This is a genomic window from Desulfurellaceae bacterium, from assembly GCA_021296095.1.
Classification (GTDB): Bacteria; Desulfobacterota; Binatia; order Bin18; family Bin18; genus JAAXHF01.
Genome location: JAGWBB010000009.1, coordinates 54,205 through 64,999, shown reverse-complemented (window position 1 = coordinate 64,999; position 10,795 = coordinate 54,205). Strand labels below are relative to the sequence as shown.

At 64.4% G+C, this 10,795-nt stretch carries 9 protein-coding genes and 1 tRNA gene; 5 read left to right on the top strand and 5 right to left on the bottom strand.

The genetic code is table 11. The features are described 5' to 3' along the window. Positions 1–88 precede the first annotated feature (88 nt). Together J4F42_03905 and J4F42_03900 are read right to left on the bottom strand one after the other, a co-directional pair. Positions 89–1,300, bottom strand: a complete 1,212-nt coding sequence (locus J4F42_03905) for an acyl-CoA dehydrogenase family protein (GenBank protein ID MCE2484631.1) — start codon at positions 1,298–1,300, stop codon at positions 89–91. Between the two features lie 95 nt (positions 1,301–1,395). Beyond that, a complete protein-coding gene (locus J4F42_03900) occupies positions 1,396–2,685 on the bottom strand; it encodes an MFS transporter (protein MCE2484630.1) in 1,290 nt (429 codons plus the stop codon). Positions 2,686–2,909: 224 nt separating this feature from the next. On the opposite strand from J4F42_03900, the gene J4F42_03895 reads away from it, so the two are divergent. Both J4F42_03895 and J4F42_03890 read left to right on the top strand, forming a co-directional pair. Continuing rightward, complete coding sequence (locus tag J4F42_03895; protein ID MCE2484629.1) at positions 2,910–3,071, top strand: hypothetical protein; 162 nt, start codon at positions 2,910–2,912, stop codon at positions 3,069–3,071. A gap of 6 nt (positions 3,072–3,077) precedes the next feature. Next, positions 3,078–4,298, top strand: a complete 1,221-nt coding sequence (locus J4F42_03890) for an Nramp family divalent metal transporter (protein MCE2484628.1) — start codon at positions 3,078–3,080, stop codon at positions 4,296–4,298. Positions 4,299–4,331: 33 nt separating this feature from the next. On the opposite strand, the gene J4F42_03885 is transcribed toward J4F42_03890, so the two are convergent. Continuing rightward, positions 4,332–5,066 carry an MBL fold metallo-hydrolase gene (locus tag J4F42_03885; GenBank protein ID MCE2484627.1) on the bottom strand — a complete coding sequence of 245 codons (735 nt, stop codon included), beginning with the start codon at positions 5,064–5,066 and terminating at the stop codon, positions 4,332–4,334. Positions 5,067–5,076: 10 nt separating this feature from the next. Further along, complete coding sequence (gene hisS / locus J4F42_03880; protein MCE2484626.1) at positions 5,077–6,432, bottom strand: histidine--tRNA ligase; 1,356 nt, start codon at positions 6,430–6,432, stop codon at positions 5,077–5,079. Between the two features lie 130 nt (positions 6,433–6,562). Between hisS and J4F42_03875 the strand changes: the two genes are divergently transcribed. Then, positions 6,563–6,657: transfer RNA gene (locus J4F42_03875), tRNA-Sec, on the top strand. Between the two features lie 7 nt (positions 6,658–6,664). On the opposite strand, the gene selA is transcribed toward J4F42_03875, so the two are convergent. Beyond that, positions 6,665–8,077, bottom strand: coding sequence for an L-seryl-tRNA(Sec) selenium transferase (selA, locus tag J4F42_03870; protein ID MCE2484625.1), 1,413 nt, complete (start codon positions 8,075–8,077; stop codon positions 6,665–6,667). Between the two features lie 83 nt (positions 8,078–8,160). Here selA and J4F42_03865 point away from each other — a divergent pair, with 83 nt between their 5' ends. Next, positions 8,161–9,285, top strand: coding sequence for a hypothetical protein (locus J4F42_03865; GenBank protein MCE2484624.1), 1,125 nt, complete (start codon positions 8,161–8,163; stop codon positions 9,283–9,285). 134 nt (positions 9,286–9,419) lie between these two features. Next, positions 9,420–10,787 carry a bifunctional UDP-N-acetylglucosamine diphosphorylase/glucosamine-1-phosphate N-acetyltransferase GlmU gene (gene glmU, locus J4F42_03860; protein MCE2484623.1) on the top strand — a complete coding sequence of 456 codons (1,368 nt, stop codon included), beginning with the start codon at positions 9,420–9,422 and terminating at the stop codon, positions 10,785–10,787. The last annotated feature ends 8 nt before the right edge of the window (positions 10,788–10,795 follow it).

The following is a 10,795-nucleotide window of genomic DNA, read 5'->3' as shown; positions in this document are numbered from 1 at the left end:
TCCCAGGTTACCCGTCCGAAGCAGCCCCTGATGACGGCGCCCAGCCGGCCATGACTCAAGATAGCGTGAAAATGCTCTAGGGACGGGACTATGCGTCGTACTTGCGCAGCTCCAGGCGTGCGATCTGGTTGCGGTGGACCTCGTCCGGGCCGTCGGCAAAGCGCAGGGTCCGCGCCTGGGCATAGGCTTTGGCCAGGCCGAACTCTTCGTCCACCGCGCCGCCGCCGTGGGCCTGCATGGCCCAGTCGATCACCTTGAGGGCCATATTGGGCGCGGCGACCTTGATCATCGCAATTTCGGCCCGGGCGGCCTTATTGCCAACCGTGTCCATCATGTGGGCGGCCTTGAGCGTCAGCAGCCGGGCCTGCTCAATGGAGATGCGGGCCTCGGCGATCCGCTCCTGGGTCACCGTCCGTTCTGAAACCGGCTTGCCGAAGGCGACGCGTGACTTAGTCCGTTTGCACATTTTCTCCAGGGCGCGCTCGGCCTGCCCGATGAGCCGCATGCAGTGGTGGATCCGGCCCGGGCCCAGCCGGCCCTGGGCAATTTCAAAGCCCCGGCCCTCACCCAGAATCATGTTTGAGGCCGGTACCCGGACATCCTCGAACTCAACCTCGGCATGGCCGTGGGGCGCGTCGTCATAGCCGAACACCGACAGCATACGAACGATATTGATGCCCGGTGTGTCGCGCGGCACCAGGATCTGCGACTGTTGCAAGTAGCGGCTCGGGTTGTCGGGATCGGTCTTGCCCATGAAGATGATGACCTGGCAGCGCGGGTCGCCCATGCCCGACGACCACCATTTGCGGCCGTTGATGACATACTCGTCGCCGTCGCGCACGATGCTCGACTCGATATTGGTCGCGTCGGACGAGGCGACCGCCGGCTCGGTCATGGCAAAGCACGAGCGGATCTCACCGTTCAGCAGGGGCTGCAACCAGCGGTCCTGCTGCTCCTGGGTGCCGTAGCGTGACAGGACTTCCATGTTGCCGGTATCCGGGGCCGAGCAGTTGAACACCTCGGACCCCCAGTGCACATGGCCCATGATCTCGGCCAGCGGCGCGTATTCCAGGTTGCTCAGGCCATAGCCGTAATCGCTCTCGGGCAGGAACAGGTTCCACAGGTTCTGGGCCTTGGCCTGTTGCTTGAGTTCCTCCAGAACGGGCGGAATCTGCCACCGATTACCCTGGCTGTCGAGCTGCTCGTGATACGTTTTTTCGTTGGGGTAGACGTACTCGTCCATGAAGTCCTGGACTTTCTGGCGTAGCTCTTCAACCTTGGGCGAATATTCAAAATCCATGTTCGGGCTCCTTCCGTGGCACGCCGTGGGGCGATCTTGTCAGCGCCCGCTACCTTAGGAAATAGCCGCATTGAAGTCAAATATGGGTCGTATTCTCAGGCCTCGGCCTGCCGTCCTTCACTTTCTGAAACGGAGAAGCCGGCAAACGCAATCGGCCGAATCGGCACAACCAGCAGGATGGCCGTACACACGCAGCCGACTCCGGTGGCGATAAAAAACGGCAGGGTCCAGTTTCCTCCGCCGGCCAGCATGAAGCCGGCGGTCATCGGACCGAAGATGCCGGCAAAACTGCCCAGGCAGTTGATCATGCCAAAGATTGCTCCGGCAAAGTGGGGGTTGAACTCAATCGACACGGTCGTATAGCCGGCCACCGCGCTGGCAAAAAAGAAGTAAAAGACGATCAGAAACAAGACGCACAGCGTGGTCGAGGGCACCACGGCCGCGCCGAGCAGAAAGGGCAGGGACAGCCCGACCCCGAACCCGGCCAGCCGGGCCCGGGCGAACTGGGCGCTCCAGCCCTTGCGCAGCAGCCAGTCCGACACCGCGCCTCCGCCGATAATGCCCAGGAAGCCCGCCCCGTGCAGCAGGACGCCCATGAGGCCCATGGTTGCCAGCGACATCCCGCGGCCTTCGACCAGATAGGTCGGAAACCAGAACAGGAACATCCAGCCGATGTAGGCATAGCCCATATAGCTGAGGCACACGGTCAACAGCGGCAGGCTGCGAAACAGGGTGCGGATGGGTAGCGGATCGCTCGGCTTGGGCGACAGGTTGGACTCGATATAGTCCCGTTCGGCCTGGCTGATGCGCGGGTGTTCGCGGGGCGTGTCGGTCGCGTACCACAGCCATACCGCAGCCCACACAAAGCCGAGCACGGCGTTAAAATAAAATACGCTCGGCCAGCTGAACTGAACGACGATCCAGGTCGTCAGCGGATAGGCGATCATCTGGCCGACGGTGATACCCGAGATGCTGATCGTTTGAGCCCGGCCGAACTCGGTGCGTGGAATCCAGCGCGAGTTGAGCGAGGTCAGGGCCGGAAAGGTCAGGGACTCAAACGCCCCGACCAGGAAGCGCATGCTGAGGAATAGCACAAAGCCCAGCTGGCCCAGCGGAGTCAGGGCGGTGAACAGTGAAAAGCCGCAAAACGCCACGGCCAACACCTTGCGGGCGCTCCAGCGATCAGCCACCAGGCCGCCGGGAATCTGGAACAGCGCATAACCGACCAGAAAGGCCGAGAAGACCAGTCCGAAGCGATCTTTATCCCAGCCGGTGACGGCCATGATGACCGGGGCGGCAACCGAGATATTGACCCGGTCGATGTAGTTGACGACCGAGCTGCAGAACAGCAGGCCAATCATGTTGTGGCGGACCGGTCGTGCCATGGTGTCTCCTCCTTCGCCTCCGACCGTGGGCAGCCGGGCTGACTCTACTATGGGTCGGGAAGAGGGGGCAAGGCTGAGGGAGCAAGACTGGATAAGACGCCATTCACCAGGCGGGTAGGGGGGGTCAAACCCGCCCCTAGTCCAGAATTTTCCGCGCGCGGGCGCTGGCCCATTCCTGCCTTTCTTCGTCAGAAGAAATCGGCCATAGTCCGGGCATGAAACGCATGCCGTCCGGCGAAGTCTGGACCTTTCCGCGCGAGCAGGCGCGCACCGCCCAGTGCGTCACGGTCAGGGCCGACGGCCATCCCCACGTCGTGCCGGGAGAACTGATCGTGTGGGTCACGCCGACCCAAATCATTGCCAAAAAAGATATGGCCGGCTGGTAGTCTGGCATGAAACACTACGGCCCGGGTTTTCTGGTCGTGGCCGCCTTTATCGGGCCGGGCACGGTGACAACGGCCAGCCTGGCCGGCGCCCGCTTCGGCTATAGCCTGGTGTGGGCGCTCATCTTTTCGGTCCTGGCCACTATTGTCCTCCAGGAGATGGCCGCCCGGCTGGGCCTTGTCAGCCGTCGGGGTCTTGGCCAAGCCCTGCGGACGGTCTTTGCCGACTCGCGTCTGCGGCTACCCGTGTGCGCTCTGGTCGTGGTTGGTATTGGTGGCGGCAATGCGGCCTTTGAAACCGGCAATATCACCGGAGCGGCCGCCGGTCTGGCGCTGCTGAGCGGGGGTCCTTCCCAGCTGTGGGCGCTGGGCACCGGGCTGTTGGTCGTCTGCCTGCTGGCCCTGGGAACCTATCGGGCGATTGAGCGCTGCCTGCTCGTCCTGGTGCTGGGTATGAGCCTGGTGTTTGTCCTGGCCGCCGTGCTGGCCCGTCCTTCTGTGGACGAACTGATCCGGGGTGCGGCCTGGCCGAGTCTGCCCGCCGACTCCGTGCTGCTCATTGTGGCCCTGATTGGCACGACGGTCGTGCCCTATAACCTGTTCCTGCACGCCGAGGCGGTGCGGGAACGCTGGGCCGACGGACTGCCTCAGCCGACAGCGCTGCGCATCGCCAGGCGTGATACCTGGCTGTCGGTGTCGATTGGGGGCGTGGTAACTCTGGCGGTTGTCTCAACGGCCGCCGGCGCGTTCTTCGTTCGCGGCATCCCGCTGGACAATGTCGGGGCAATGGCCGACCAGCTGACGCCGCTGCTCGGTTCGGCCGCCCGGTCTTTTTTCGCCGCCGGCCTGGTGTGTGCCGGCATCACCAGCGCCATGACGGCTCCCCTGGCCGCGGCCTACGCCACGGCCGGCATCCTGGGCTGGCCGCGCGATTTACGCAGCTGGCGGCTGCGGGCGGTGTGGGGCGTGATCGTGCTGATTGGAACAGGGCTGGCGGTGGTCGGCCAGAGTCCGGTGGCAGTGATTATTGTCGCCCAGGCGATCAATGGCGTGCTGCTGCCGGCCGTCGCCGTCTTCCTGCTGATCGTGATGAACCGCCGGGAACTCCTGGGCGAGCACACCAACGGCTGGCTGGCCAATCTCTTAGGCACGCTGGTCGTGGTGGTGGTGTCAGCCTTGGGCCTGTTTCAGCTGTGGACCGCGCTGGGACGCCTGTTGTCGGGCGGCTGAGCGGCCGGTCTTGCGCCACGCAGCCGGGCTTCGCTACACCTCGAGCACCAAGCCGTCGGTCGCGCACTCCAGCCTGAGCTGGGGCAGACGTTCCAAGACCTCGCGGCCGAGATGGCTGAGCAGCAGGCGTTTGCAGTCCAGGCGGGGGGCGTGTTCGGCCAGCTGCGGATAGCTGATGTGATACGAGGTCCGGGTCTCAAAAAAGCAGCACTCGCAGATAAACAGGTCCGTGCCCTGGGCGTGGCGAACCAGGTCTTCGTTCCAGCCACAGTCGCCGGAGTACAGGAGTGATTTGCCGTCAACCGCCACCCGGTAGCCCAGGGAAATCTCGTCTACCTGATGCGGAACGCGAAAAGGCAACAGCTCGACCTGACACACCCGGGCCGGTCGGCCCGGCGGGAGCTGGTGAAATTCCGGGCCAAAGGACGGATTGCGGGTGGACAGCTCGCCGTACATGACGCGGTGGAGGGCCAGGACGCGTTCCTGTATGCCCGGCGGTCCGGCGATGTGCAGCGGACGGCTGCGCGGCTGCTCGTACAGGTATTCGAGGAACAGAAAGGGCAGGCCGCCGAAGTGGTCGCCGTGCAGATGGCTGATGGCCACGAAGTCGATCCGATTGGCCGGAATCCGCAGCGTTTTCAGCGCCAGCAGCGTGGTCGTGCCGCAGTCCAGCAAAAACGTGGCGCTGTCGGTTTCGACCAGATAGCCGCTCTGACGCTGACCGCCGCTGCTGAAGGCGTCGCCCGCGCCCAGAACCGTGACCCGCATCGTTGTGCCTCTATTTTCCGATCTGCCCCAGGGTGGCAATCAGGCCCGCCTCGTCCAGGCTGTCCTGCTGTCCGGTGGCCAGATTCTTGAGGCTGTAGGTCTGCCGGGCCACCTCGTCCGGTCCGATGATCAGGGCGTAGGGGATATGCAGATTGTCGGCGGTAGACAGCTGGCGGCCGAGTTTTGCCTGTTCTGGATACAGCTCGACGGTAATCCCGGCCTGGCGTAGCCGGGCTGCCAGACCCGTCACCGCAGCCAGCGGCGTGTCGGGCAGCGGACACACCATGACCTGGGCCCGCAGCTGGAGGTCGGGGAACATGCGGCCGTCTTCCATCAGCAGCAGAATCCGCTCCAGGCCCAGCGAGAAACCAACCGCCGGCACCTGTTTGCCACTGAACATGCCGACCAGGTTGTCGTAGCGACCGCCGCCGCCCAGCGAGCCGCTGAAATCCGGCGAAATGATCTCGAAAATCGGGCCGGTGTAATAGCTGAGACCCCGCGCCAGGGCCGGGCTGAGACGCAGCAGCGGACCGGCCGGGGTGTCGGCGCTGAGCGCCAAAAGCGTGTCCAGCTCATCGAGCGCCCGCCGGGCCTCGGGCGAGGTGAGGGCGGCGCGCAGCTCACGCAGGATACGGGTGTTGTCGGCCTGCTCGGTGCCGGTCGTCAGGGCCAGCAGCCGCTCTGCCGACGCTTGGCTCATGCCGCGTTGGGTCAATTCCTCGCGCACCCCGGCTGGGCCGATTTTATCCAGCTTGTCCAGGGCAATCAGGGCCGAGCCTTCCAAAGCAGGCTCGATGTCGGCCGCCTCAATCAGGCTGCGTAAGAGCGCGCGGTGGTTCAGCGCGACGGCAAAGCCGGCAAAGCCGAGGGCCAGCAGCGCGCCGCACACGGCATTCATGACCTCGACCTCGGCCAGCGGCGAGCTGGTGCCGGTCATATCGACATCGCACTGGTAGAACTCCCGAAAGCGTCCCTTGGCCGGCCGGTCGGCGCGCCACACCGGCTGGATCTGATAGCGCTTGAAAAAGCGCGGCAGCTGCTGGCCGTAGTGGGCTACCACGCGGGCCAGCGGGACGGTCAGGTCATAGCGGAGGCCCAGCTCGGCCAGGGCGGCCGTATCGACCGAGGGCTCGGCCAGCGCCCGGCTCAGCTTATCCCCCCGGTGCAGCAGCCGGTACAACAGCTGGTCGCCTTCCTCGCCGTATTTGCCGAGCAGGGTGGACAGGTTCTCAATCGCCGGCGTTTCGAGCGGCACAAAGCCGTGGCGCTGAAACACCTCCTCTATGGTCGCCACCACATAGCGGCGTCTGGACACGGCCTCGGGCAGATAATCGCGCATCCCACTCGGGGGCTTGGTACTTGGCATCGCTTCCAACTCCTTCGCGCTACCCGGTTGGAAATCAAGATATGGCCGGCTGGTCAAGGTCCCGACGTCTGCTTGCCGGCCGGCCCGGCTTTTTATTCCGACCGAAAAACCCTATACTCTCTTCCCCGACGGAGAAGGATGTGGCCCGGTGGCCGCACCGGTCTTCAAAACCGAGTTGCGTGGCGTAAGTTGCGCGGATGGTTCGACTCCATCCCTTCTCCGCCAGTCTCGTTCAGTCGGCCTGCGCTGCGGCAGGGACCAGTTCGTGGGGCTGAAAGACGCCCCGCAAATCCAACATGAAGGCGTCGTCCCGAATCCGGCCCAGGATGGGCGTGGGCGCGGCGCGAAACCGGGCCGCGATATGCTCGGCCGAAAGCCGGGGATGGCGAATCACAAGCGCCCGGCTGGGCAGGCTCTCCTCGGGCAGGGCGCCGCTGCCGATCTGAGCCGTGGCGTCTTCGAGCGTGATGCGGAAGTCGCGGCCCAGCCGCCCGTGCAAGAGCGGCACGGCCTGGGCGGCAAGCGCGTCCAGCTCTGCCACGGGTCGGGTGAGCCAGCGCAGGGTTGGCAGCTCGACGCTCAGACACGGCGACTGGCGGTACAGCCGCAGCGTTGCGCCGAGGGCGGCCAGGGTCAGCTTGTCGGGCCGCAGGGCGCGTTTCAGCGGGTTGGCTTTAATACGCGCAATCCACTCCCGGCGGCCGACAATCAGCCCGGCCTGCGGGCCGCCTAACAGTTTGTCGCCGCTGAAGGTCACCAGCTCGGCACCCGTCGCCACCCGCTCGGACACAATCGGTTCTCTGGGCAGGCCATAGTCGGACAGGTCGATGAGCGCCCCGGCGCCCAGGTCTTCCATGACCGGAATCTGGTGGGCGTGACCGAGGGCGACGATATCGCCGAGGCTGACCTCGCTGCTGAAACCGACGATCCGGTAATTGCTCGGATGGACTTTCAACAGCACGCCGGTTTCGGGTCCAATCGCCTCGGCGTAGTCGTGGGCGTGGGTGCGGTTGGTGGTGCCGACCTCGCGCAGCACGACACCGCTTTTGCGCATCACGTCGGGAATCCGAAACGCACCGCCAATCTCGATCAGCTCACCGCGTGAGACAATACCTTCTTTGCCTTCGGCCACGGAATTCAGGGCCAGCAGCACGGCTGCGGCGTTATTGTTGACAACGGTGGCCGCCTCGGCACCGGTCAGGGCTAACAGATCGGCCTCAATGAGAGCATCGCGGTCGCCGCGCCCGGCCGCGCTCAGATCGTACTCCAGAGTCACTGGCGTGGTGGCCGCGCGGACGACCTCGTCCACCGCCGCTTTTGCCAGCAGCGCCCGGCCCAGATTGGTGTGCAGCACGGTGCCGGTGGCGTTGATAACCGAGCGCAGGGGCGATTGCTCGGCCTCGGCCAGCCGCTGCCTGACCCTGTGGGCAATGGCCGACTGGGTCAGCTCCTCGCTCAGCGAGCCGTCCAGGATGTCTTGGCGCAGACCGGCCAGTACGTCGCGGACGGTGTGTGTGATATAGCCTCGCTGGTAGCGTTGGAGGAGAGGGTGGAAATCGGACGATGAGACCAGCTTTTCAACCGCCGGGAGACGGCGCAGCAACTCGCGAGCAGCCCGCTCGGTCGCGTTTTTGGCGGTCTTCATGGCGCGGCTACCTTGGCATATGGGTGTGCCTCTTGCAACTGTATGGAGGGGAGGCTAGCTTTGCCTCACACAAGGAGGGCCGTATGGCGATTGCAGCAGAAGACTATCGGGCCATCATCAGTGCTCAGGAAGAAAAAATCCTGGTCTTCCTGCGGGCTTTCGAGTGGCTGCAAGAACACATGCATCTGGGTCAGATCAAGCAGGCCAAGCAAGACGTGTTTGACCGGGTCGGGGGCGATATCTTCCCCCCCCTGAACGCCGAACTCGAGGGCCTCGAAGTGCCGGACGGCGGTGAAGCCTTCCACAAGAAATGGCTGGAAGCCCTGGAACAGCTGGAGGACGCCTACACCTCTTTTCTGACCGGCTCCGAGGCGAACTTCATTGTCGCCTATATGCAGAGCCGTCGCGCCTTCTCGCTCGGCAAATACGCCCTGTACGAGCTACGCGCCGAGCTGCCGAAGCTGCGGGAATACTGGGTGCTGCCGGACGCCCTGGCGCGTTGGGACGAGCTGGAGACGCCGGTTGCGGGCGTTGAAGCCCAGACCGGGGTCATCCACCGGCCGAGTACCGACAAGCACGCCGAGTATTCGCTGTACGTACCCGAATATTACGACCCGAGCCGGTCCTGGCCCCTGGTGATTACCCTGCACGGTGGGCATGGTCGTGGGGACGACTACCTGCTGACCTGGCTGCGGGCGGCCAAGAGCGCGGGCTATATGCTGTTGTCGCCCAAGTCCCTGGGCGGAACGTGGTCCTTGCAGCGACCGGGGGTTGATATCCGTTCTATTCTGTCGATGGTCGAGACCCTGCTCGACGAGTACAGTATCGACATTGGCCGGCTGTTTGTCAGCGGCCTGTCTGACGGCGGCTCGTTCAGCTATGCGATCGGGCTGAGCTGTCCCAAGCTGTTTGCCGGCGCCGCGCCGATTGCTGCGGCCGGCATGATCGTCGGCATGTTCAATCTGGACAAGGCCAAGGATTTGCCGATCTATATCGTCCACGGCGGCAAGGATTTCATGTTTCCGGTTGCCACCGCACAGATGGCCTACGAACTGCTCCAGAAGAGCGCCTTTACCAAGGTGGAGTATAAGGAGCTGCCCGACTGGGGCCACGCCTATACCTACTCCATCAACGACACCCTGGTCTTGCCCTGGTTCGACAGCCTGCCGTCACGCCAGCCGCAGGCCAAAGACTCGGTTGAAGACTAGGTGTGGCGAGGCGCCAGGCGGACGGGGAGGGCTGACCGGCACCTTCCCCAGAACCTGTCTCACGGGTGGGGTGGAATATCGCTCAGGATAGTCAGCTCGGCATTGTCATTCTCGCCGCCGGCCTGGGAAAGCGGATGTGTTCCGCACAGGCCAAGGTCCTACACCGCGTGGCGGGCAAACCCCTGGTGGCTCACATCATCCGTGCCGCCCAGCGTCTGCACCCCGAGCGCCTGGTCGTCGTCGTCGGCCACCAGGCCGACGCGGTGCGGCAGGCGTGTGGCGGTGCGGATGTCCGGTTCGCCGTTCAGCCCCAACAGCGCGGCACTGGTGATGCGGTGCTGGCCGCTCAGCCGGCGTTTGTTGACTGGCAGGGGCAGGTCTTGATCGTGTGTGGCGATACACCGCTGCTGACCACGCCGACCCTGGCCGACTTTGTTCACGACCACCGGACGACGCGGGCGACCGTGTCAGTCCTCACCACGCGTGTGCCCGACCCGGCCGATTACGGTCGGGTGGTGCGGACGCCGGACGGTCGGCTGAGCAGGATTGTGGAAGCGCGCGACGCGTCCGCCCAGGAACGGCGCATCAATGAGATCAACTCGGGCATTTATTGTGCGCAGGCCGCGTTTCTGTTTCCCGCCCTGCGCGCCCTGCGGCCCGACAATGCGCAGGCCGAGTACTATCTGACCGATATCGTCGCTCAGGCCGTGGGGGCTGGGCTGCCCAGCCGGGCGGTGTTGGCGCAAGACGCCGGAGAGCTTGGTGGGGTGAATTCCCGAGAGGATCTGGCCGCTATGGAACACACCAAACAGGAGCAGCTGCGTAAAAAGTGGATGGCCCGCGGGGTGACTCTGGAAGACCCCCAGACGGTCTATTTTGACGAAGACGTGACCATCGGCCAGGATACGGTCATCGGGCCCAACACCCAGCTCAAGGGCCGGACCCGGATCGGAGCCCGGTGCCGGATCGACGGCAGCGCGTATATCGAGAATTGCCAGATCGGCGACGATGTCCACGTCTTGTTTTCGGTCGTCCTGTCCGACAGCCAGCTGGCCGACCGCAGCTCGGCCGGACCGTTTTGTCATCTGCGCGGTCAGGCCGTGCTGGCCCCCGAGGCCGAGGTGGGGAATTTCGTGGAGGTCAAGAAGTCGGTCATCGGCCAACACACCAAGGCCAAGCACCTGGCCTATATCGGGGACGCCGAGATCGGCAGAGACGCCAATATTGGGGCTGGCACAATTACGTGCAACTACGACGGCTTCCGCAAGCACCGGACCCGGATCGGCGACCGAGTCCAGGTTGGTTCCGATACCACCCTGGTCGCCCCGATTACCGTTCATGACGATGTGTACATCGCCACCGCCACCACCGTGCGTCGTGATGTGCCGGCCGGAGCGCTGGTGTTCAACCCCCGTCAACAACACACGCGCGAGGGCTGGACTGCGGCAAAGCGGGCCAGAGAGACAGACAAACAGGCCGAGAAAAAAGACACCGACGGCTAGGGACCAGG